Source organism: Streptomyces sp. NPDC002044, from assembly GCF_040296725.1.
Lineage (GTDB): Bacteria > Actinomycetota > Actinomycetes > Streptomycetales > Streptomycetaceae > Streptomyces > Streptomyces antarcticus.
Window position 1 is genome coordinate 1 of sequence record NZ_JBEOXU010000104.1, and the last position, 22,487, is coordinate 22,487.

The 22,487-nt window shown below is 70.9% G+C and carries 20 protein-coding genes and 1 tRNA gene; 8 read left to right on the forward strand and 13 right to left on the reverse strand.

What is annotated here, in order from left to right; translation table 11 throughout:
- The first annotated feature begins 321 nt into the window (after nucleotides 1-321).
- The gene (locus ABT106_RS23040; RefSeq protein WP_351280402.1) at nucleotides 322-1,479 is read left to right on the forward strand and encodes a sensor histidine kinase; all 1,158 of its coding nucleotides are present in this window, start codon (nucleotides 322-324) and stop codon (nucleotides 1,477-1,479) included.
- Between the two features lie 80 nt (nucleotides 1,480-1,559).
- On the opposite strand, the gene ABT106_RS23045 is transcribed toward ABT106_RS23040, so the two are convergent.
- Both ABT106_RS23045 and ABT106_RS23050 read right to left on the reverse strand, forming a co-directional pair.
- A complete protein-coding gene (locus tag ABT106_RS23045; protein WP_502979462.1) occupies nucleotides 1,560-1,796 on the reverse strand; it encodes a transcriptional regulator in 237 nt (78 codons plus the stop codon).
- Between the two features lie 194 nt (nucleotides 1,797-1,990).
- On the reverse strand, nucleotides 1,991-2,410 hold the full coding sequence (locus tag ABT106_RS23050) for a hypothetical protein (protein ID WP_351280405.1): 420 nt from the start codon (nucleotides 2,408-2,410) through the stop codon (nucleotides 1,991-1,993).
- Between the two features lie 204 nt (nucleotides 2,411-2,614).
- Here ABT106_RS23050 and ABT106_RS23055 point away from each other — a divergent pair, with 204 nt between their 5' ends.
- The 4 genes from ABT106_RS23055 to ABT106_RS23070 all read left to right on the forward strand — a co-directional run bounded on the left by ABT106_RS23055 (nucleotide 2,615) and on the right by ABT106_RS23070 (nucleotide 8,724).
- Nucleotides 2,615-2,962, forward strand: a complete 348-nt coding sequence (locus tag ABT106_RS23055) for a chorismate mutase (protein ID WP_351280408.1) — start codon at nucleotides 2,615-2,617, stop codon at nucleotides 2,960-2,962.
- A gap of 40 nt (nucleotides 2,963-3,002) precedes the next feature.
- Entirely contained in the window at nucleotides 3,003-5,519 is a 2,517-nt protein-coding gene (pepN, locus tag ABT106_RS23060; protein WP_351280411.1) for an aminopeptidase N, read from the forward strand.
- Nucleotides 5,520-5,911: 392 nt separating this feature from the next.
- On the forward strand, nucleotides 5,912-7,318 hold the full coding sequence (locus ABT106_RS23065; protein WP_351280413.1) for a pyridoxal phosphate-dependent decarboxylase family protein: 1,407 nt from the start codon (nucleotides 5,912-5,914) through the stop codon (nucleotides 7,316-7,318).
- On the forward strand, nucleotides 7,315-8,724 hold the full coding sequence (locus ABT106_RS23070; RefSeq protein WP_351280415.1) for a lysine N(6)-hydroxylase/L-ornithine N(5)-oxygenase family protein: 1,410 nt from the start codon (nucleotides 7,315-7,317) through the stop codon (nucleotides 8,722-8,724). The genes ABT106_RS23065 and ABT106_RS23070 overlap by 4 nt, the downstream gene beginning before the upstream one ends.
- Nucleotides 8,725-8,813: 89 nt before the next feature.
- Here ABT106_RS23070 and ABT106_RS23075 read toward each other — a convergent pair whose 3' ends face one another.
- The gene (locus ABT106_RS23075; RefSeq protein ID WP_351280418.1) at nucleotides 8,814-10,604 is read right to left on the reverse strand and encodes a bifunctional metallophosphatase/5'-nucleotidase; all 1,791 of its coding nucleotides are present in this window, start codon (nucleotides 10,602-10,604) and stop codon (nucleotides 8,814-8,816) included.
- Between the two features lie 128 nt (nucleotides 10,605-10,732).
- Between ABT106_RS23075 and ABT106_RS23080 the strand changes: the two genes are divergently transcribed.
- Entirely contained in the window at nucleotides 10,733-11,437 is a 705-nt protein-coding gene (locus tag ABT106_RS23080) for an SIMPL domain-containing protein (protein WP_351280421.1), read from the forward strand.
- A 146-nt stretch (nucleotides 11,438-11,583) separates the two neighbouring features.
- On the forward strand, nucleotides 11,584-13,011 hold the full coding sequence (gene pyk, locus ABT106_RS23085; RefSeq protein ID WP_351280424.1) for a pyruvate kinase: 1,428 nt from the start codon (nucleotides 11,584-11,586) through the stop codon (nucleotides 13,009-13,011).
- A 76-nt stretch (nucleotides 13,012-13,087) separates the two neighbouring features.
- On the opposite strand, the gene ABT106_RS23090 is transcribed toward pyk, so the two are convergent.
- The 4 genes from ABT106_RS23090 to ABT106_RS23105 all read right to left on the reverse strand — a co-directional run bounded on the left by ABT106_RS23090 (nucleotide 13,088) and on the right by ABT106_RS23105 (nucleotide 14,924).
- Nucleotides 13,088-13,339: an EF-hand domain-containing protein gene (locus ABT106_RS23090; RefSeq protein WP_351280427.1), complete on the reverse strand. Its 252-nt coding sequence runs from the start codon at nucleotides 13,337-13,339 to the stop codon at nucleotides 13,088-13,090.
- 100 nt (nucleotides 13,340-13,439) lie between these two features.
- Nucleotides 13,440-13,943, reverse strand: a complete 504-nt coding sequence (locus tag ABT106_RS23095) for an FBP domain-containing protein (protein WP_351280430.1) — start codon at nucleotides 13,941-13,943, stop codon at nucleotides 13,440-13,442.
- A 52-nt stretch (nucleotides 13,944-13,995) separates the two neighbouring features.
- Nucleotides 13,996-14,742: a transcriptional regulator gene (locus ABT106_RS23100; RefSeq protein ID WP_351280433.1), complete on the reverse strand. Its 747-nt coding sequence runs from the start codon at nucleotides 14,740-14,742 to the stop codon at nucleotides 13,996-13,998.
- Between the two features lie 108 nt (nucleotides 14,743-14,850).
- A tRNA-Leu gene (locus ABT106_RS23105) sits at nucleotides 14,851-14,924 on the reverse strand.
- A gap of 74 nt (nucleotides 14,925-14,998) precedes the next feature.
- Between ABT106_RS23105 and ABT106_RS23110 the strand changes: the two genes are divergently transcribed.
- Nucleotides 14,999-15,676: an ANTAR domain-containing response regulator gene (locus ABT106_RS23110; protein WP_351280435.1), complete on the forward strand. Its 678-nt coding sequence runs from the start codon at nucleotides 14,999-15,001 to the stop codon at nucleotides 15,674-15,676.
- A gap of 95 nt (nucleotides 15,677-15,771) precedes the next feature.
- Here the strand turns inward: ABT106_RS23110 and ABT106_RS23115 are convergent, their stop codons facing one another.
- The 6 genes from ABT106_RS23115 to ABT106_RS23140 form a co-directional block, all read right to left on the reverse strand.
- Complete coding sequence (locus tag ABT106_RS23115) at nucleotides 15,772-16,488, reverse strand: ABC transporter ATP-binding protein (RefSeq protein WP_267722255.1); 717 nt, start codon at nucleotides 16,486-16,488, stop codon at nucleotides 15,772-15,774.
- The gene (locus ABT106_RS23120) at nucleotides 16,485-17,450 is read right to left on the reverse strand and encodes an ABC transporter ATP-binding protein (RefSeq protein ID WP_351280439.1); all 966 of its coding nucleotides are present in this window, start codon (nucleotides 17,448-17,450) and stop codon (nucleotides 16,485-16,487) included. The genes ABT106_RS23115 and ABT106_RS23120 overlap by 4 nt, the downstream gene beginning before the upstream one ends.
- Nucleotides 17,451-17,453: 3 nt before the next feature.
- Nucleotides 17,454-19,274 (reverse strand): branched-chain amino acid ABC transporter permease, encoded by a 1,821-nt coding sequence (locus tag ABT106_RS23125; RefSeq protein ID WP_351280441.1) that lies wholly within the window; start codon nucleotides 19,272-19,274, stop codon nucleotides 17,454-17,456.
- A 5-nt stretch (nucleotides 19,275-19,279) separates the two neighbouring features.
- A complete protein-coding gene (locus ABT106_RS23130; protein ID WP_267722258.1) occupies nucleotides 19,280-20,209 on the reverse strand; it encodes a branched-chain amino acid ABC transporter permease in 930 nt (309 codons plus the stop codon).
- 116 nt (nucleotides 20,210-20,325) lie between these two features.
- Nucleotides 20,326-21,558: a branched-chain amino acid ABC transporter substrate-binding protein gene (locus ABT106_RS23135; RefSeq protein ID WP_351280444.1), complete on the reverse strand. Its 1,233-nt coding sequence runs from the start codon at nucleotides 21,556-21,558 to the stop codon at nucleotides 20,326-20,328.
- A 301-nt stretch (nucleotides 21,559-21,859) separates the two neighbouring features.
- On the reverse strand, nucleotides 21,860-22,354 hold the full coding sequence (locus ABT106_RS23140; RefSeq protein WP_351280446.1) for a Tat pathway signal sequence domain protein: 495 nt from the start codon (nucleotides 22,352-22,354) through the stop codon (nucleotides 21,860-21,862).
- Nucleotides 22,355-22,487: the final 133 nt, after the last annotated feature.

A 22,487-nucleotide genomic window follows, 5' to 3' on the forward strand; every position in this document is an offset into this window, starting at 1 on the left:
GTGGAACTGCACGCCCTCGACGTCGTGCTCCCGGTGGCGCAGGCCCATGATGATCCCGTCCTCCGTGCGCGCCGTGACCTCCAGCGTGTCCGGGGCCGCGGGTCCCGTGCGCGCGGCGGGTCCCGTGCGTGCCGCCGGTCTCCTACGTGCCGCGGGTCCCTTGCGTGCCGCCGGTCTCCTACGTGCCCCTGCCCCGGCCGTTTCGCGGCCCACCGGCGCCGTACGTGCCACCGGTCCGGGGGCGGGTGTCCGTACGGCGGGTGCCGGTGAGGGTTCCGGGCCCGGGAGCCCCGGCTCCGGGGGCGGCGGCGGGGGGCGCCGGTGAGTCCGCTCGCCAGCTGGGCCCGCCGCAACCCCCGCGCCGCCGACTGGATCCGCCTCGCCCTCTCCCTCGTCCTGCTCGCCCTCGTCACCTTCGAGGGCGTGGTCCTGGCCCGTCAGCCCAGCCTCCCGCACGCCGCCGTATGGGCGTCCGGCATCCTCGTCTGCCTCAGCGCCGCACCCTGGCCCGCCCTCCCGCTCCTGACCCGGGCCTGGTTCGCCGCGGCCGTCACCTGGGCCGTCACCCTCCTGCTGATCTTCGGCAACCATCCCCTCGTCGTCTGGGGCGGCGGCGAGGCCATCGCCCTCCTCGTCCTGCTCTCCCAGGTGCTGCTGCGCGCCCCCGCCCGCACCGCCGTCGTCCTCGGCCCGCTCCTCGGCCTCGGCTGCATGGCCGTGCCGGTCCGGGACGCCGACCCCGGCCGGTTCACCCTGCTCTTCTCCGTGCTCGCCGTGGTCGTCGCCGCGTACTCGCTCCTGCTGCGCCTCCAGTCCGGGCAGCGGGTGCGCGAGCTGCGCGCCGTACGCACCGCGGAGCGCCTGGAGCTCGCCCGCGAGCTCCACGACCTCGTCGCCCACCACGTCACCGGCATCGTCGTCGAGGCGCGGGCGGCCCGCTTCACCCAGGTCTCCGCCGAACGCGCCGCGGAGATCTTCGGCCGGATCGAGACCGCGGGCGACGAGGCACTCGGCTCGATGCGCCGCCTCGTCAAGGTCCTCCGCGAGAACGACACCGGGGCCGGGCCCGCCCCCGGTACCGCCCCGGTCGCGGGGCTCGCCGACCTGCGCGGGCTCACCGAGCGCTTCTCCGTCACCGGCCCGCCCGTCGCCCTGTACGTCCAGGAGGGCCTGGAGGACCGGCTCCCCGGCGACGTCGCGGCCACCGCGCACCGCATCGTCCTCGAAGCCCTCACCAACATCGGCAAGCACGCGGCCACCGCCACCGCCGTCCGGGTGGGCCTGCGGACGGTTCCGGCCGGGCTGGAGATCCGCGTCGCCGACGACGGCGGCCGTTGCGCCAAACTCTCCGACAACGCCCGCGGCGGCGGTTACGGCCTCGTCGGCATGGCCGAACGCGCCGAGGCCCTCGGCGGCCGCCTCACCGCCGGGCCTGCCCCCGAGGGCGGCTGGCTCGTCACCGCGACGCTGCCCCTGTGAGGCCCGTCGCCCCGGCGCGATCCGCACAGGCCCGGTCCGGGAGGCCCGGCCCCGGCGACCCGGCCCGGGCGGCCCCCGCCCTATCCCAGCGCGATGGCGCGCAGCGCGGCCAGATGCCGCTGGTAGACCGCCCGGCCCTCGGCCGTCAGCGAGAGCCAGGTACGCGGCCGGCGCCCCACCCGCCCCTTGCGGACCGCCACCCAGCCCGCTTCCTCCAGCGCCGCGACCTGCTTGGACAGCACCGAGTCACTGACCTCGACCAGATCGCGTACGAAACCGAACTCGGCCTTGTCCAGCGGCACCAGCGCCGCCACCACGGACAGCCGTACGGGCGCGTTGAGCAGCGGCGCCAGATCGTGCCGGGGGTGACCGCCGCGCCTTTCCCCCGCCGGGGCCCCGTCTCCGGCCCGCGCCCCGGCCCCCGCCGGCGCCCCCTCCGGCCCGGGGCCCGGCCCTGTGTCCGGCCCCGTGTCCGCTTCCGTGTCCGGCCCCGTGTCCGGTCGCTGGCCGCTCACACCGTGCCCCGGGTCTCGGACCAGGCGCCGAGGGCCGGCGGCAGCGCGCACCCCAGCGCGGCCACCGCCGCGAAGGCCACGTCGTCGGCGAACACCGTGGTGCCGAGTGCGACGGCGAGACCGAACACGGTGGCCCAGCAGCCGATCAGCAGCCCGTGTTTGAGGCCGAAGCCGCGCCGCACCACGCGCTGCCGCGCGGCGTACACGCTCAGCCCGGCCACCAGCAGGGTGTTGGCCAGCGCGAAGAACACCGCCGCCGCGGGGCCGTGCCACAGCAGGGACACCGGTACCAGCACCAGCTGCCCGGCCGCGAAGATCCACAGGTAGCGCGCGTACCAGCCGCTCCCGGCCCGTGCGGCCTTCTCCAGGCCCACCGCCCGGTCCAGCGCCCCCACGGCACGTTCTGAATCGCTCATGATCCGTTCCCCCCGGTCCTGTGCGTCGCGTGACCAACACTTGCCAATATGGCGAATACTTTCCAGATTGGCAAGTGAAAGGGCGGCCCGCCCACGGCATGCCCACGGCCCGCCCACCCATGTCCACAGCCCGCCCGCAACCCCGTCTCACCAGCCGGCCGGCCGGGGGAAACCACCGGCAGCCGCCGCGTATTCTCGGGAACCATGAACAACAGCGCCACCGACCACGGCACGCACCCGGACACCGCCAAGACGACCGACGGGGACGTCTCCGCCGAACTGTCCCGACTGCGGGACAGCATCGACAACATCGACGCGGCCGTCGTCCACATGCTCGCCGAACGCTTCAAGTGCACCCAGCAGGTCGGCCACCTCAAGGCCCGCCACCAGCTGCCGCCGGCCGACCCGGGCCGCGAGGCCAGTCAGATCGCCCGGCTGCGCCAGCTCGCCGAGAACGCCAAGCTCGACCCGGCCTTCGCCGAGAAGCTCCTCACCTTCATCATCGCCGAGGTCATCCGCCACCACGAGACGATCGCCGCGGGCGAGGAGTAGAAGACTGGGGTCCGGCCGCCCACTGCGGCAGCATGGGCCCATGTCCGCACTGACGCGCACCGAAGCGCAGCTCCGAGCCCGGCTCCTCGACGTCCGGCACTACGCCGTCACCCTCGATCTCACCGGCGGCGACGACACCTTCGGCTCCACCACCGTCATCCGGTTCACGGCCCTCGCTCCCGGAGACACCTTCCTGGAACTGAAACCGGACGAGCTGCGCTCCGCCACCCTCGACGGAGACCCCCTCGACCCGGCGGCCCTCACCGGCAACCGCCTCCCGCTCACCGGCCTCACCGAAGGCCCCCACGAGCTGCGCATCGACACCCGCATGCGCTACTCCCGCACCGGGGAAGGACTGCACCGCTTCACCGACCCCGCGGACGGGGAGACGTACGTCTACAGCCAGATGTTCATGGACGACGTCCAGCGCGTCTTCCCCGCCTTCGACCAGCCCGACCTCAAGGCCGTCTTCGAGTTCACCGTCACCGCCCCCGCCCACTGGACCGTCCTCGCCAACGGCGTCACCACGCGCACCGGCGACCGCGAAACCGACGGAGCCGGCGTCTGGCGCTCCGCCCCGACCCCCCTCATCTCCACCTACCTCGCCGCCGTCGCCGCAGGCCCCTGGCACAGCGTGCGCGTCGAACACGCCGGACTGCCCTTCGGCCTCCACTGCCGGCAGTCCCTCGCACCCCACCTGGACGAGGACGCCGAGGAGATCCTCTCCGTCACCCGGGACTGCTTCGACCGCTACCAGGAGAAGTTCAGCGAGCCGTACCCCTTCGACTCCTACGACCAGGCCTTCGTCCCCGAGTTCAACGCCGGCGCCATGGAGAACCCCGGACTGGTCACCTTCCGCGACGAGTTCATCTACCGCTCCGCCGTCACCGAGACCGAACGCCAGACCCGCGCCATGGTCATCGCCCACGAGATGGCCCACATGTGGTTCGGCGACCTCGTCACCCTCGCCTGGTTCGACGACATCTGGCTCAACGAGTCCTTCGCCGAATACATGGGCTACCAGACCCTCACCGAAGCCACCCGCTTCACCGACACCTGGGTCGACTTCGGCGTCACCCGCAAGTCCTGGGGCTACGACGCCGACCAGCGCCCCTCCACCCACCCCGTCGCCCCCGCCCCCGAGGACGTCCCCGACACCGCCTCCGCCCTCCTGAACTTCGACGGGATCTCCTACGCCAAGGGCGCCTCCGCCCTGCGCCAGCTCGTCGCCTGGCTCGGCGAGAAGGACTTCCTGGCCGGCATCAACACCCACTTCGCCCGCCACAAGTTCGCCAACGCCTCCCTCGCCGACTTCGTCGACTCCCTCGCCGCCCACACCGACCGCGACGTCCACGCCTGGGCCGAGGTCTGGCTCCGCACCACCGGCATCGACACCCTCCGCCCGCGGATCGAGGACAGCCCCGGCGGCCCCGGCGGCTGGACCCTCACCGTCGACCGCGACGGCAGCCGCCCGCACCACATCGCCGTCGGCGTCTACCACCGCGACCCCGGCGAGGGGCGGACCCTGGAACGCACCGACCTCCTCCACCTCGACATCCCCTCCGACGAGGTCGTCTCCGCAGACGGACCCCGCCCCGCCCTCCTGCTCCTCAACGACGGCGACCTCACCTACGCCAAGGTCCGCCTCGACGACACCTCCGTCGAGACCGTCCTGCGCGGCCTGTCCGGCATCCCCGACGCACTCACCCGAGCCGTCGTCTGGAACTCCCTGCGCGACATGGTCCGCGACGGGGAACTCGCCCCGGCGGACTACCTGACGACCGCCGAGGCCCACCTGCCGGAAGAAGCCGACCTGGCCGTCGTCCAAGGCGTCCTCGCCTTCGCCCGCACTCAGATCGCCGACCGCTACCTCGCCCCCGCACAGCGGACCGAGGCACTCGGCACCCTCACCGGCATCGCCCGCGACCTGCTGCGGCGCACCGAGGACGGCTCGGCGCCCGGCCTGCGGCTGGCCGCCGTACGCGTCCTCATCGACAGCGCCACCCGCCCCGACACCCTCACCGCCTGGCTCGACGACGACACCGTCCCCGGCGGCCCCGCACTCGACCCCGAGCTGCGCTGGCGGATCCTGGCCCGGCTCTCCGTCCTCGGAGCCGTCGGGGAGGACCGGATCGACGCCGCTTTCGCCGCCGACCCCAGCGCCACCGGCGAGGAAGGCGCGGCCCGCTGCCGCGCCGCCCTCCCCACCCCCGAGGCCAAGGCCGCCGCCTGGGACCGCCTCTTCCACGACGACAGCCTCTCCAACTACCTCTTCAGCGCCACCGCCCAGGGCTTCTGGCAGCCCGAACAGGCCGATCTCGTACGGGAGTACGTGCCCCGGTTCTACCCGGACGCCGTCGCCCTCGGGGCCCGCCGCGGCCCGGCCATCGCCGAGGCGGCCGGCCGCTGGGCGTTCCCCGTCCACGCCGCCGACGAGGCCCACCTCCAAACGGGCCGCGCCTGCCTGGAGAACCCCGAGATCCTCCCGCTGCTGCGCCGCAAACTGATCGACCAGCTCGACGACCTGGCCCGCGCCCTCCACATCCGCACAACCTGACCCCGCGCGGCCGGGGCCCCCACGAGGCCCCGGCCCCGCCCCCTCCGCCCCACCCGGCTCCCGACCCGGCCCCGCTCACCCCGAGCCCGCCCCCCTGCGTCCCGTCCGGCGTTTGAGGACCGGGGCCGGGCGGAGCCCGGGGAACGGAGGAAGGGCGGGCCGGGGAGCAGCCCGCGCAGCGGCCCCGGTCCCCGGCCCCCGGCCCCCAGCAGCGCCCCCCCGCACCGGCACACCCGTACCCCCCGCCCCCCCAGGAGGCCACGGCCGAAAATCGTCCCCCGTCACACCCCGGCGGTTACCCCATTCGGGTCCCCTCGTTGTACGGACCGGGTGCCCCGCCCCGCCCCGGCGGCCGCGGCCCCCACCCCGCCCAGCCCCCGGAGGGACCCCGCATGACGGCGCTGCCCGGCACCCGCCCCCCGCCGCCCCCGCCCCCGCTCGCCGGCGGCCACGCCGGCCCCGACGCGCTGCGGCCCCTGCTCGACACCGTCCTCGACGCCCTGCGCACCGGCGCCGCCGCACGCCGCGGACCCCTCCCCGCCGGCGGGCCCGACACCACCACCGCCCGCGTCCGAGCCGCCCTGGGCGACGTGCTCCCCGCACACGGAACCGGCGACCACGAAGCACTGCGGACCCTCGTGCACGCCCTCGCCGCCGGCGCCGCCGACCCCGCCGACCCACTCTGCGCGGCCCACCTCCACTGCCCGCCGCTCGCCGTCGCGGCCGCCGCTGACCTCGCCGCCAACGCCCTCAACCCCTCCCTCGACTCCTGGGACCAGGCCCCCGCCGCCTCCGCCGTCGAAGCCCTCCTCACCCGCGCCCTCGCTGCCGAGTTCCATCCCCGCGGCCCCGACCCCGACGCCCTCGTCACCACCGGCGGCACCGAGTCCAACCAACTGGCCCTCCTCCTCGCCCGCGAACGCCACGGCCCGGCCCTCACCGTCCTGCACGGCGCCAACGCCCACCACTCCGTGCCCCGCGCCGCCTGGCTCCTCGGCCTCCCGCCCGCCATGTCCGTACCGACCCCCACCGGCACCCTCCACCCCGCCGACCTCGCCGAAGCCCTCGCCACCACCACCGGCCCCGTCCTCGTCACCGCCACCGCCGGAACCACCGACGCCGGCCTCATCGACCCCCTCCCCGAGATCGCCGACCTCTGCGACCGCCGCGACGACGCCGAACTCCACATCGACGCCGCCTACGGCGGACTCCTCACCCTCAGCCCCCGCCACCGCCCCAAACTCGCCGGCCTCGACCGCGCCCGGTCCCTCACCGTCGACCTCCACAAACTCGGCTGGCAGCCCGTCGCCGCCGGACTCCTCACCGTCCCCGACGCCGCCCTCCTCGCCCCCCTCGCCCACCAGGCCGACTACCTCAACGCCACCGACGACACCGAAGCCGGCCTCCCCGACCTCCTCGGCCGCTCCCTGCGCACCACCCGCCGCCCCGACGCCCTGAAGATCGCGGCCACCCTCCGCTCCCTCGGCCGCGACGGCCTCGTCCACCTCATCGACCGCACCTGCGCACTCGCCCAGGACCTCGCACGACTCCTCGACGCCCACCCCGGCTTCGAACTCCACGCCCCGCCCACCATCAGCACCGTCCTCTTCCGCCCCGCCCGCGCAGACGACGAGCAGCTCGCCACCCTGCGCCGCACCCTCCTCCACGAAGGCCGCGCCGTCCTCGGCCGCGCCCGCGCCGACGGCCGCCTCTGGCTCAAGGCCACCCTGCTCAACCCCCACACCACGGCGCGGGACCTGGACACCCTCGTCGCCCTCCTGGAAGGCAGCACCCGATGACCGCCCACCTCGATGCGCCCCACGACCTCGTCGGAATCGGCATCGGCCCGTTCAACCTGTCCCTCGCGGCCCTCGCCCACGGCCTGCCCCAGCAGGGAGCCGGCGAACTCGCCACCGCCTTCTACGACCAGCGCCGCGACTTCCGCTGGCACCCCGGCCTCCTCATCGACGGCGCCACCCTCCAAGTGCCCTTCCTCGCCGACCTCGTCACCCTCGCCGACCCGGCCAGCCCGTGGAGCTTCCTGAACTACCTCAAGCACAAGGAACGCCTCTTCCCCTTCTACTTCGCCGAGCGGTTCCACATCCAGCGCGCCGAATACGACGCCTACTGCCGCTGGGTCGCCGGCCGCCTCCCCGGACTCCACTTCGGCCACCAGGTCGACGCCGTCCGCTGGAACCCCGAACGCGACCTCTTCGAAGTCGACTTCACCCAGGTCGACGCCGACGGCGAAGCCGAAGCCCTCGGCCGCACCCACACCCGCAACCTCGCCCTCGGCATCGGCACCACCCCGTTCGTCCCCGAACCCCTGCGCCCCCTCGCCGACGCCCCCACCGTCCCGGTCATCCACTCCGCCGACTACCTCGACAACCGCGAGCGCATCCTCGCCGCCGGCCACGTCACCGTCATCGGATCCGGCCAGTCCGGCGCCGAAGTCTTCCTCGACCTGCTCCGCGCCCGCCCCACCGGCCACGAGGGCCTCACCTGGCTCGCCCGCACACCCTCCTTCGCGCCCATGGAGTACTCCAAGCTCGGCCTGGAGCACTTCACCCCCGACTACACCCGCTACTTCCACGCCCTGCCCGAACCGGTCCGCGACCGCCTCGTCCCCGCCCAATGGCAGCTCCACAAGGGCATCGACGCCGACACCATCGCCGCCATCCACGAGGAGCTCTACCGCCGCACCCTGCACGGCGGCTGGCCCGACGCCGTCCTCACCCCCGGAGTCAGCGTCCGCACCGCCGGCCGCGTCGCCACCACCAAGGTCGAACTCCACCTCGAACACCTCGAACAAGGCACCCGCTCCCGCCTCACCACCGACGCCGTCGTCCTCGCCACCGGCTACCGCGAACGCCCCCTCGGCAGCCTCCTCGCCGGCCTCGACCCCTACCTCCGCAAGGACTCCTCCGGCCGCCCCCGCATCGACGACCGCCACCGCATGGTCCTGGACCCCAGCATCACCGGCAGCATCTTCGTCCAGAACGCAGACCGCCACTCCCACGGCGTCGGAGCCCCCGACCTCGGACTCGCCGCCTGGCGCAGCGCCACCATCCTCAACACCCTCACCGGCAAGGAGCCCTACCCCCAGCCGGTGCGCACCGCCTTCACCACCTTCGGCCTCGACCAGCGCGAACACACCCGCCCCCGGCCCGCCGGAGAACTGCTCCCGCTCGTCGAACACCCCTAGGGGGTGTCGTGACCGGAAAGGACCACACCCCGCACACGCCGGGAGGCCGGGCCCCGCCGCAGCGGAACCCGGCCCCCCGAAACGGACGATCAGGCCCCGAAGACCGGCACGCCCGCCCGCGTCAGCCGCCAGTCCACGGAGGCGAACGCCGACGGATCCACCGTCCCCTTCGCCTTCACCCACTGGATGATCGTGTTGCGGATCTCGTCCGAGTCCGCCCACACCTGCTTCGCCTGCGGCACGTGCGGGAAGTTCCCACCCCCCGACGCCCGGTAGTTGTTCACCGCCAACACGAACCGGGCCGCCGGATCCACCGGCACACCCCCGAACGACAACCCCGTGATCCGCGAACCGGCCGGCTGCGCGATGTCGATGCCGTACGTGAACCCGTACACCGCGTCGTAGTTGTAGTCCGGAATCCCATCGGCGTTCGTCAGCTTCGCCGGGTCCACCACGTCACCGGGCGCGGTCCGCACGAAATAACGCGCCGAGTACTCCAGATAGTCCTTCAGCTGCGCACCGGTCAGCAGCCGCGCCTCCAGCGTGTTCTCGAACGGGTACAGGCCCGCCGCGTCCCGCAGCGTCACCCGGCCCTCCGGGATCGCCGCCGTCCGGGAGAAGCACGACGCCTGGGACAGCACCGGCAGCGCCGCCCACTGCGAACCCGCCAGCGCGGCCCTGACCGTCTCCGCCTGCACATGGTTGATCAGGTCGATGATCGCCACGTCCTTGACCGGCCCCTCCGCCGAGGACATCGCCTGCGTGGACGTACCGATCACCTGGTTGACGTACGCCACGACCTTGCGGTGCTCGTCCGACAGCAGCCGGGTGATCTTCCGGTCCTCGGCCACCTCGTTGGAGTTCAGCACCCGCGCCGCGACCTTCGCCACCGACCAGCGGCCCTTCACCCACGTCAGCTCGAAGTCGAACAGCGTCAGCCGCTGCCCCCACTTCAGCGGCTCCGACAGCACCACGTCCTTGCCGGTCGCCCGGTTCTTCACCCGGTACTCCGGGATCTCCGTGTGCGCGTGCCCCACCAGGATCGCGTCGATCCCCGGCACCTGCTCCGCCACCAGCCCCGCCGCGTTCTCCACGTACGGCAACTGGTCCCCGTACGAGGACGTTCCGCTCGACCCGGAGTGCGCCGAAACGATCACCACGTCGGCGCCCATCGAACGCAGCTTCGGCACGTACTTCGCCGCCTGCTCCTCCAGCCCCGGGAAGGTCATCTTCCCCTGCACGTTGGCCTTGTCCCATATCGCGATCCCCGGGTTCGTCAGCCCCAGCACCGCCACCTTCACGTCCCGGCCGTGCGGCGTCCGCAACCGGTGCATGCTGTACGGCGCAAACGCCGGCCGCAGGGTCTTCGCGTCCAGCGCGTTCGCCCCGAGCAGCGGGAAGTCACACTGCTCCTCGAACTTCCGCAGCACCGGAATGCCGTAGTTGAACTCGTGGTTCCCCAGCGCGGCGGCGTCGTAACCGATCGCGTTCATCGCCTGAGCCATCGGGTGCACCGGGCCCCGCCGTGCCGTGATCGGGTCGACCTTCGCGTAGTAGTACGACAGCTGGGTGCCCTGGATCGTGTCACCCGCGTCGATCAAGAGCGTGTTGCACCGGCCCTTCTCCTCCCGGACCCGGTTCACCAGGGTGGAGATCTTCGCCAGGCCGACGTCGTTGTGCGCCTTGTCGTCGAACTCCTTGTCCGTGAAATAGTCCCAGTTGAAGACGTTCCCGTGCAGATCGGTCGTGCCCATCACGGTGAACGCGTAGGTCCGCGGCGTGGAAAGCGCGGCGGCCGGGGTGCTCGTGGCCCCCGTCAACGCCACGGCCGCACCGGTCGCGGCCGTGGTTCCCAGAAAAGTCCTGCGGTCGAACGCCATGCCATCTCCCCTTTTGAGGCGTGAACAACGCGCGTAGATTCTGACCCAGCGGTAACAAGCCGCAACACCCCTGCCAGGTTTCGATCCGGTGACCACGCCCGTACGCACGACAGTGCGACAGTGAAGGCATGACTCAGGACGCAGCGCACCAGCCCTACGGAACCCCGGACGTACCCCGCGTCGCCGTCTGCGGCGAGGCCCGCATCGAGGTCGACCCCGAGATCGCCCGCATCGGCATCACCGTGAGCGCCCGCGGCACCGACCGCCGCAGCGCCCTCGACGACCTCACCCGGCGCAACAACGCCGTCCTCGACCTCGTCAAGAGTTACGGCGACCCCGTGGAGAAGCTCGAGACCGGCGCCTTCTCCATCAGCCCCGAACTCACCCGCCACGGCCGCGGCGACCGGATCCGCGCCTACCACGGCCGCGTGCACATCACCGCGGAGCTCAACGACTTCACCACCCTGGGTGAACTCACCACCCGCCTCGCGGACCTCGAACTCACCCAGGTCGACGGCCCCTGGTGGGCCCTGCGGCCCACCTCGCCCGCCCACGGCGAAGCCCGCCGGCAAGCCGTCCTCGAAGCCGTCCAGCGAGCCCGCGAGTACGCCGAAGCCCTCGGCTCCCGCCTCTCCGCCCTCGTCGAACTCGCCGACCTCGGCGCGGAGAACGCCGTCCCCTTCCAGGCGGCCGGCCCCGGCGGCAGCATGCGCACCATGGCCTTCAGCGCCACCGAGGACGCGGGAGCCCCGCCGCTCGACCTCGAACCCCAGCGGCAGACCGTCTACGCCCAGGTGAACGCCCGCTTCACGATGACCCCTCCCCAGCTCTGAGAAACCGCACAGAACGCGCCATGGGGGTGCTCATCAGAGCACCCCCATGCACATTCAACAGTTGTCAACAACCTTTTTCCCAAAGGTTGTTGAGTGGACACCTGGAAGCGATTACCTACCCGTTGGTAGGGGAATACGCTCGCCTCATGCGCCGAGCGAAAATCGTATGTACCCTGGGCCCCGCCACCGACTCATACGACCAGATCAAAGCCCTGGTCGAAGCCGGAATGGACATCGCCCGCCTCAACCTCAGCCACGGCACCTACGCCGAACACGAGGAGCGCTACCAGCGCGTACGCAAGGCCTCCGACGAGACCGGCCGCAGCGTCGGCGTCCTCGCCGACCTTCAAGGCCCGAAGATCCGCCTCGGCCGCTTCCGCGAAGGCCCCGTACTCCTTGAACGCGGCGACGAGTTCACCATCACCGTCGAAGACCTCGAAGGCGACCGCCACACCTGCGGCACCACCTACAAGGGCCTCAACGCCGACGTCACCACCGGGGAGCGCATCCTCGTCGACGACGGCCGCGTCACCCTCGAAGTCACCGCCATCGACGGCCCCCGCGTCCACACCACCGTCATCGAAGGCGGCATGGTCTCCGACCACAAGGGACTCAACCTCCCCGGCGTCGCCGTATCCGTCCCCGCCCTCTCCGAGAAGGACATCGACGACCTCCGCTGGGCCCTGCGCATCGGCGCCGACGTCATCGCCCTCTCCTTCGTCCGCAGCGGCCGCGACATCGACGACGTCCACCGCATCATGGACGAGGAAGGCCACCGCCTCCCCGTCATCGCCAAGGTCGAGAAGCCCCAGGCCGTCGAGAACATCGACGACATCGTCGCCGCCTTCGACGGCATCATGGTCGCCCGCGGCGACCTCGGCGTCGAAATGCCCCTGGAACAGGTCCCGATCGTCCAGAAGCGCGCCGTCAAACTCGCCAAGCGCAACGCCAAACCCGTCATCGTCGCCACCCAGATGCTCGACTCGATGATCGACAACTCCCGCCCCACCCGCGCCGAAGCCTCCGACGTCGCCAACGCCGTCATCGACGGCACCGACGCCGTCATGCTCTCCGGCGAGACCAGCGTCGGCAAGTACCCCGTCGAAACGGTCCGCACGATGTCCCGCATCGTCGAAGCCGCCGAAGAGGACATCCTCGCCAAGGGCCTCCCACCCCTCACCGACCGCAACAAGCCCCGCACCCAGGGCGGAGCCGTCGCCCGCGCCGCCGCCGAAATGGGCGACTTCCTCGACGCGAAGTTCCTCGTCGCCTTCACCCAGAGCGGCGACACCGTCCGGCGCCTCTCCCGCTACCGCTCACCGATCCCACTCCTCGCCTTCACCCCCGACCCCGCCACCCGCTCCCAGCTCAACCTCACCTGGGGCGTCGAAACCTTCCTCGGCCCCCACGTCGACTCCACCGACGCGATGGTCGCCCAGGTCGAGGAAGAACTCCTGCGCATCGGCCGCTGCGTCCCCGGCGACGTCGTCGTGATCACCGCCGGCTCGCCCCCCGGCGTCACCGGATCGACCAACCTGGTCCGCATCCACCACATCGGCGACGCCGTCCGCTGACCCCCCCCGCGCGCCGACCGACGCCGCGTCGGGCACCCGCCCGACGCGGCACCCGCCACCCACCGGGCCGCACCACCTACCAGCCGAACCGCCGGTCGACCACCGCCGCGAACTCCTCGAACGACAACACCGCGTCCCCGTTCTGATCCGCCGCGTCGAACAACGCCGACGACGCGTCCACATCCCCCACGCCCCAGAACGGCAGATCCCCCCGCGCCGCCAGCGTCGGCCCCTTCGACCGCAGCGCCGTGATCACCTCGACACGGGTCAGCTCGCCGTTCGCGTCCAGATCCAGCGCCTCGAACAGCTTCCGGGCCTTCTCACTCATCACGCGGTCCCCTTCATCGCCACAACCCACGCGCACACCATCGACGTCCTGCGCCGCACCGTCGCCAACCTGGGCGGCGACGGCGACCTTCCGTAACCGCTCAGCCGGCCGCGACCTTGGCCGCGAACGCGTCCAGGTTGCCCGCCATCCGCGCCACCCGCTCGTCCACCGTCAGCGACTCCTCGTACCGCGCCGTACGCAGCTTCGGCTGCCGCTTCCCGCGCACGTACAGGGAACAGGCGAGGTCCGCGCAGAAGTACGTGCCCACCGTGTTCCCCTCACGGCCCCGGGCCCCCGCCAGCGGGGCGGCGAGCAGAGTGACCCCGGAGGAGGCGTGCCCCGTCAGGCAGATCTGGCACAGGCTGGACTTCAGCGCACTGGTCCGCCCCACGGAGGGCACCCGCAGGGAGATCCCCAGCGGCCCCGCCTCCCGGGGCAGCACGAGATGCGCCCGCAGCGGCGCCCCCGGATCCACCCACCCCAGGAAGTCCAGGTCCTGCCAGGGCAGTTCGGTGAAGTCGAGCGGCAGCCTCAGCCGCGACGCCTCGCCCTTGGTGCAGTTCACGAAGGACGAACGGATCTGTTTCTCGGAGAGCGGTTCCACGGGCGTCGACTCTACGGCCACCATGGATGGCCCGCACATCAATATCCCCGGGTCAGTGCTTCGGCCCGATGTGCAGGTCCATGAGCGCCACGGATTCCTTCCGCGCGATCGATACGTTGCAGGCGTTCGCCCGCTTCCACTCGACGCCGAGCCGGTCCAGGGTCGCGGTCAGGAGACCGGTGATGTCGCCGGACTTGTTGGTGAAGAAGTAGCGGGGGTACTCGTACCGCTTCCGCACACCCCCGACGAGGCGGGTGGTCCAGTTCGTGGTCCGGCACCCGTCGGAGTGGATGAGCCCCCGGAGGAACTCCCAGGGGTGTGCGTCGACGATCTCCTGCTGCCAGCCTTCGAGGGCGATGAGCCGCTCGTGCTTCTTGCCGGGCCCGTGCTGCGGAAAGAGGCACGTCCAGTGCCGCCCGTAACTCGTGACGGCGACGCAGCCCTGGCGTTGCAGGACGTACACCTTGTCGGTCGGTCGGACCGCGAGGATCGCCGTACGACACTCCTCGATCAGCCCGGGCCAGGCGTCGGCGCACGCGATGCGGAGGTGGTGGCCGCCGCGCGGGTGCCGACTGATGCAGCCGTCGCCCAGGTAGAGGCCGAGCAGATAGGCGTACGCGGCCGGGTCGGCGGGTCCCGTGCACGGCGCCGCCTGGTTGAGGCGGGGCAGCGGATCGATGCGTGCGCACCAGGCGCGAATCGCGGACCGGGATATCCCGGTCGCCTTGCTGACGGAATTGAGGCTCCGCCCGGTCTCAAGAAGGTCCACCGCGTGGCGCCGAGTTGCCAGATCGTACATGCGGGCGACTGTGCGCAAGATTGCTCGGCAGTGCCTGCGCGTTCCGGCAAATTCCCCCGAAAGGGGGAGGTCAGCTACGTTCGCGTGACCTTGGAAACTAAGGAAAGGTGCCCCAGGTGGGATTCGAACCCACACTGTCCGCTGTTTGAGAGCGGCCTCTCTAACCGTTGGAGTACTGGGGCCTACGAAACGAAGGATTGCGTGAACCCTGTGTGACGCCACCTTACAGGAGCTGGGTAGGCTCGGGGGAGCTGTTATGCCCCGCAAAGAGGAGCCCCCCGTGACCGCCGAGCACGAGTCGACGCCCACGCCCGACGCCGACCAGTCGCACGTTCCGCCGCTGACGACCCGCGTCGTCATCGCCGAGGACGAGGCGCTCATCCGTCTCGACCTCAAGGAGATGCTCGAGGAGGAGGGGTACTCCGTCGTCGGCGAGGCCGGCGACGGGCAGACGGCCGTGGAGCTGGCCCGCGAGCACCGCCCCGACCTCGTCATCCTCGACGTGAAGATGCCCGTCCTGGACGGGATCTCCGCCGCCGAGAAGATCGGGGAGGAGTCCATCGCCCCCGTGCTCATGCTCACCGCGTTCTCGCAGCGCGACCTCGTCGAGCGCGCCCGCGACGCCGGGGCCATGGCGTACCTTGTGAAGCCGTTCAGCAAGAGCGACGTCGTGCCGGCCATCGAGATGGCCGTCTCCCGCTTCGCGGAGCTGAAGGCACTGGAGAAGGAGGTCGCCGACCTCTCCCTCCGACTGGAGACCCGCAAGCTCGTCGACCGGGCCAAGAGCATCCTGCAGACCCAGTACGGCCTCACCGAGCCGGCCGCGTTCCGCTGGATCCAGAAGACCTCCATGGACCGCCGCATGTCCATGCAGCAGGTCGCCGAGGCGGTCATCGAGGACGCCGAGGAGAAGAAGAACGCCGCCAAGGGCTGAGCCCGCGCACCGGGCGCCGCACACCGCGCGCCCGGCGTGCCCCGGGCATGCGTGAGGCCCGCCTCCCCCGGGGGGAGGTGGGCCTCACGCGTTTCTCAGTCCTCGCCGAGGTACGCCTTGCGGACGTCCTCGTTGACCAGGAGCTCGCGGCCCGGGCCCGACAGGACCACGTTGCCGATCTCCATCACGTGGCCCTGGTCGGCCAGCGAGAGCGCCGCCTGGGCGTTCTGCTCGACCAGCAGGATGGTGGTGCCCTGCGCCTTGAGCTCGGCGATGGTCGCCATGATCTTCTGCATCATGATCGGCGAGAGGCCCATCGACGGCTCGTCCAGCATCAGCAGCTTCGGCCGGGACATGAGCGCACGGCCCATGGCCAGCATCTGCTGCTCGCCGCCGGACAGGGTGCCGGCCGCCTGCTTGCGACGCTCTCCCAGGATGGGGAAGAGGTCGTAGGCGCGCTGCACGTCCTGCTGGATGCCTTCCTTGTCCTTGCGGAGGAAGGCGCCCAGGAGGAGGTTGTCCTCGATCGTCATGCGCGGGAAGATGTGCCGCCCCTCGGGGGAGTGGGCGAGTCCGAGCGCGACGATGTCGTGCGCGGGCACCTTCTTCAGCGACTTCCCGTTGAACTTGATCTGGCCGCCGCGCGGCTTGATCAGGCCCGACAGGGTGCGCAGCGTGGTCGTCTTGCCGGCGCCGTTGGTGCCGATGAGGGTGACGATCTGGCCGGCGTCGACGCTGAACGAGATGCCCTTGACGGCTTCGATCTTGCCGTAGGCGACGCGGAGGTCCTCGACCTCGAGGAGTGCGGTCACTTGGCCTCTCCGTCCGTGCTGGTGGTGCTGTGCGCCTCGGCTCCGGTGTCCGTGTCCGCGTCCGTGTCCGCGGCTTCGGCTTCGGCGGCTTCGGCGTCCGCGGCCACGGCCTCGGCGGCCTCGATCTCCGCGGCCTCGACCTCGGCGGCTTCCTCGGCGCCGGGGGCGCCCTCGAAGGGCTCCCCGAGGTACGCCGCGACGACGCGCTCGTCGCCCTGGACCTCGCTCGCGGTGCCTTCGATGAGCTTCTCGCCCTGGACGAGGCAGGCGACCCGGTCGCAGAGGTTGAAGATGAAGCGCATGTCGTGCTCGATGACGAGGACGGCGATGCCCTTGTCCCGGATGGCGAAGATGAGTTCTTCGGTGGTCCGGGTCTCCTGCGGGTTCATGCCGGCGGTGGGCTCGTCCAGGAGGATGAGGCCGGGGTCGCTGGCGAGCGCGCGGGCGATCTCCAGCTTGCGCTGGTCGCCGTAGGGGAGATTGCGTGCGAGGTGTTCGGCCTTGCTGTCGAGGCCGATGAACTCCAGGAGTTCCATGGCCTTTTCGCGGCTGGCCTTTTCCTCCCGGTGGAAGCCGGGGAGGCGCAGCAGGGCGGACCAGAGGCCCTCCTTGGTGCGGGTGTGGCGGCCGACGAGTACGTTTTCCAGGACCGTCATGTTGTTGAAGAGACGGATGTTCTGGAAGGTGCGGGCGACGCCGGCGGCGGTGACCTTGTAGGACTTGGGCGGCAGGATCGTGCCCTTGTACCGGACTTCGCCCTCGGTGGGGATGTAGAGGCCGGTGAGGCAGTTGAAGAAGGTGGTCTTGCCGGCGCCGTTGGGGCCGATGAGTCCGACGATCTCGCCGCTGCGGACGGTCAGGTCGACGTTGCGGACGGCGGTGAGGCCGCCGAAGCGCATCGTGACGCCGCGTGCGTCGAGGACGGTCTCCGCCGTGCTGGGGGCGGTGGTGGTGGTCGTCATGGGTCAGACCCCTGCCTTGCCGAGGACCGTCGGAGCTGCAGCGTCGGGGTGGAGTTCGAGCTGGTTGCGCCGGTTGGGGATGAGGCCTTCGGGGCGCAGTCGCATGAGGACGATGAGTGCGAATCCGAAGACGAGGAGCTGGTATTCGCCGAGGAACTGGAGCTTGTTGGGGATCAGGAAGAGGAGTGATCCGCCGACGAGCGGTCCGGCGATGGTGCCCATGCCGCCGAGGACGACCGCGGCGAGGAGGAAGGCGGAGTTCGGCGGTACGGCGTTGGCGAACTGGTACTGGTCGGGGGTGACCGTGTACTGGACGTGTGCCTGGACGACGCCGGCGAGGCCGGCGAGGGTGGCGCCGAGGGCGAAGGCGATGAGCTTGACGCGGAAGCCGTTGATGCCCATGGCTTCGGCGGCGGTCTCGTCTTCGCGGATGGCGACCCAGGCGCGGCCGATGCGGGATTCCGCGCTGCGGCGGAACACGAGGACCACGATGAGCGTGATCAGCAGCATCAGCAGGAAGTAGTTCGCGAAGCGGCCGATGGTGAAGCCGGCGATTGTGTGTGCCGCCCCGAAGTCGAACCCGAAGAGGTTGATGTTGGGGATGTTGGCGACGCCGTTGGGCCCGTTGGTGACGTCGGGGCCGGAGACGCCGTCGAGGTTGTTCATGGAGATGCGGAAGATCTCTCCGAAGCCGAGCGTCACGATGGCGAGGTAGTCGCCGCGCAGGCGCAGGGTCGGGGCGCCGATGAGGACGCCGAAGATCATTGAGGCGGCGGCGCCGGCGAGGAGTGCGGCCCAGAAGGGGAGCTGCACGCCGAACGGGGAGTTCGGGGAGCCGGAGACCAGGGCCGCGGTGTAGGCGCCGACTCCGAGGAAGGCGACGTATCCGAGGTCGAGGAGGCCGGTGAGGCCGACGACGATGTTCAGGCCGAGGGCGACGGTGGCGAAGATCAGGATGTTGACCCCGAGGTTCGCGTACTGGTCGTCGGTCTGGGTGAGGGGGAAGGCGGCCGCGGCGGCGAAGGCGCCGACGAGGGCGACGTTGCGGTGGCGGGCGGTGAGGGTGGTGACGCGGGCCATGAGGCCGGCCTTGTTGAGCGCGGCGGCACCGAAGCCCGTGACGAGCAGGAAGCCGATGAAGAGTTCCTGGTACGGGGTGGTGATGCCGTAGGTGAAGACGGTGAGGCCGAGTCCGAGGACGGCGGCGATCAGGAGGATCTCGGCCCAGGAGGGCAGGGCGCGGGCGGGGGTGGCGGGACCGGAGGCGAGGGAGGCCTTGACGGTCGTCCACTTGTTGCCGGCTTCGTGCTTGAACTTGTCCCAGCCGGTGTCGTCGGGGTCCGGTCCTTCGAGCGAGGGGCGCTCGAAGGGCAGGGCGAAGGCTCCGATGACGGCGAGGAGGCTGACGACGGCGGCGATGCCGGCGCCGGGTTCGAGGTCGACGATCGCACCGAGGCTCACCACGATGGCGATGACGGTGTACCAGACGACGGCGAACGCGGCGAGGGCGGAGAGCTTGATCGCTGCGTCGGCTCCGGAGGGTGCGAGCCAGCGGAAGCCCTTGACGCCGTAGGAGGCGAGGCCGAAGGCGGTGGTGAGGGCGCCGCCGATGAGGGCGAGCCACTGGAGTCCGCCGGGGTAGCCGTAGACGGTGAGGTCGCCGGGGAAGGCGGAGGTCCAGGTCCAGGCGAGGAAGGAGGAGAGGACGGTGAGTGCGCCGCCGACGGTGGCCAGGGCGCGGGCTGTCTTCTCGGGGAGGGGGATGAAGCCCTTGTCCGGTGCGGGTGTGGTCTTCGCGGTGTCCGCGGTGATGGTCGTCGTCATGGATCTCACACCCTGTCCGCCACGCGCTGGCCCAGCAGGCCCTGCGGCCGGAAGAGGAGCACGAGGATGAGAAGTACGAACGCCCAGGTGTTGCCCCAGGACTGTCCACCGAGCTGTTCGAGGCCGGGGATTTCGGCGACGTAGACGGTGGTCAGGGTCTCGGCGAGGCCGAGGACGAGGCCGCCGACCATGGCGCCGTAGATGTTGCCGATTCCTCCGAGGACGGCGGCGGTGAACGCCTTGAGGCCGAGGAGGAAGCCCATCTTGAAGTTGACCTCGCCGTACTTGAGGCCGTAGGCGACGGCTCCGACGGCGGCGAAGACGGCGCCGAGGGCGAAGGCGGTGGTGATGATGCGGTCGGTGTTGACGCCCATCAGCTTCGCGGTGTCGGGGTCCTGCGCGGTGGCCTGCATGCCGCGGCCGGTGCGGGTCTTCTTGACGAAGAAGCCGAGGAAGGCCATGGAGATGGGGGCGGCGATGAGGAGGAAGATGTCACCGGTCTGGATGGTGATGCTTCCGAGGTGGAAGGGGCCGCCGGGGATCTCGGGGAAGACGAGCGAGCTCGTCGCGCCCGGGTACCAGGCCCATACCGCCTGCTGGAGGGCGATGGAGAGCCCGATGGCGGTGATGAGTGGTGCGAGGCGCGGAGCGTTGCGCAGTGGGCGGTAGGCGAAGCGTTCCGCGGCGACTGCGATGGTGGTGGCCACGAAGACCGCGCCTATGAGCATCAGGGGCAGCGCGACCCACATGGTCGAGCCCGAGGGGAGCATCATCCAGACCGTGAGGGCTCCGAAGCCGCCGGTCATGAAGATCTCGCCGTGGGCGAAGTTGATGAGCTGGACAATGCCATAGACCATCGTGTAGCCGATGGCGACGAGCCCGTACATGGATCCCAGTAGCAGGCCGTTGACCAGCTGTTGCGGCAGTTCGTGCACCGCAGGTCCTCCGAGTCTTTCGACGGATGTGACACCGCGCGGGGCGCTGTGGTGTGCGCGCCCCGCGCGGCAGGTGTGGTGGGTGCCAGGGGACGTGGTCCGCTAGCTGGTGGAGGTCAGCCGCCGAAGGTGCCGGACTCGACGGACTTCCAGTCGCCGCCCTCGACCTTGTAGACGGTGAGCTGCTTGTTGGTGGCGTCACCGAACTCGTCGAAGGAGACCTTGCCGGTCACACCCTCGAAGGAGACGCTCTGGACGGCGCCGAGGACCTTGGCGCGGGCGTCGGTGGGCAGCTTGCCGCCGTTGCCGTCGACGACGGCCTTGATGCCCTCGATGATGGCCCAGGCGGAGTCGTACGAGTAGCCGCCGTAGGCAGCGAACGGCTCCTTGAAGCCGGCCTTCTCGTAGTTGGCGACGAACTCCTTGGCGGAGGGCAGGCTCTCGACGGGCGCGCCGACGGAGGTGGAGAGGTCGCCGACGGCGCCTTCACCCGCGAGCTCGACGAACTTCTTGTCGTAGATGCCGTCGCCGCCGACGAGCGGGATGTTGGTGCCCGACGCCTTGATCTGCTTGCTGAGCGGGCCGGCCGCCGGGTACTCGCCGCCGTAGTAGACGACGTCGGCGCCCGAGCTCTTGACCTGGGTCACGATCGCGGAGAAGTCCTTGCTCTCCGGGTCGATGTGGCCCTCGCCTGCGACGGCGCCGCCGAGCTTGGTGAACTCGCCCTTGAAGGTTCCGGCGAGGCCGGCGCCGTAGGTCTTCTTGTCATCGATGATGAAGACCTTCTTCTTGCCCGCCTTGTTGAAGAGGTACTGCGCCGCGAACGGGCCCTGGATGGCGTCCGTGGTGGCGGTGCGGAAGTAGCTCTTGTAGGTGCGGACCTTCTCGCCGGTCGCCCACTTCGGACCCTGGGACAGGGACGGGCTGGTGTTGGCCGGGGAGATCTGGACGAGCTTGGCGTCGTCGAAGACCTTCTGCATCGACTCGGAGACCGAGGAGTTCAGCGGGCCGACGACGCCGAGGACGTCCTTGTTGGCCGTGAGCTTCGTGGCGTTCTGCTGGCCGGACGAGGCCTGGGCCTGGTCGTCGAGGGCCTCGATCTTGAAGGTGACGCCCTTGACGTACTTCTTCTCGTTGGCCTGGCGGACGGCCAGGTCGACGGAGTTGCGGATGCCGAGGCCGAGGGCCGACAGGTCGCCGGTGAGCGGGGCGTCGACGCCGATGACGACCGTGGTGTCGCCGCCGCCGGCGTCGTTACCACCCTTGTCGTCGCGCGAACCACAGGCGGTGAGAGTGAGGGCACCCGCGGCAAGCGCGGCCGTCACGGCAATGAGCGAACGATGACGCACGATCAGTCCTTTCCAGGCACAGCGTCCCCCGTGGGACGCGCCGAGTCGTATCGCGGGAAACCGGAGCGAAGGAAATCCGGTGGTCGCGGTGACTGGCCGTGACTCTAGGCGGCTGATAGGCCGATATGGAGGGCTCAGGCCAATGATGTGACTCTCTTGTTATGCCACGGCGTAATACATAGCGGATCTCTGGGGGTGGAACGGGGGAATTCCGGTCGGTTCGTCTTGTCCGCATACTGAGACGCGGCAGGACTGTCAGGTGGTTTGAGTCCTGACGGCGCAGGAGTGTTGGGCGTTTCGCTCATGACGCACCGGGGGGCTCCGCGTCTCGATCTTCGGGACAAGCCCTGGTCAGAGCGTCGGAGAGATCGCGCGCATAACGGTCACCCAGGATGTAACCGTGCTCTTCTTTCTGGCGTCGATTGCTCAGAGTTACCTCAAGAAAGGGAAGCCCCGAATTCCGTGCTACATGCACGCAATCGATGGCCTGAATCTCCACCACCAGGTCGCGGGCCTCGCCGGCGGTGACGACGAGCGGCGGCCGTGGCCGGGAAGCGACGGTCAGCGCACGCGACGGCTGGCCGATCCGCTCGACCGTCACCGGCGGCCCGGACGAGGCGGCGACACGGACGGTGAAGGCGAAGGCGCCGCCCGGCTCCGAGGGCTCCACCGGGTGCCCGTACGCGAACGAGACCACCTGGGACGGCGCGGGCGGCTCCGGCGCCGCCACGGGCGCGGGCGGCGCGGGGCGGGAGGCGTAGAGGTACCCGCCCCCGCCGGCCAGCGCGGCCACCACGGCCGCGCCGGCCAGCGCGCGGCGGCGGCGCGGGGACCGGGCCGCAGGGGGGCGGTCTCCGGCACGCTCCCGTCCGGCACCGGGCCGTACACCTCGGCCGTCGAGACGTGGACGAAGACACCGGTGCCGTGCC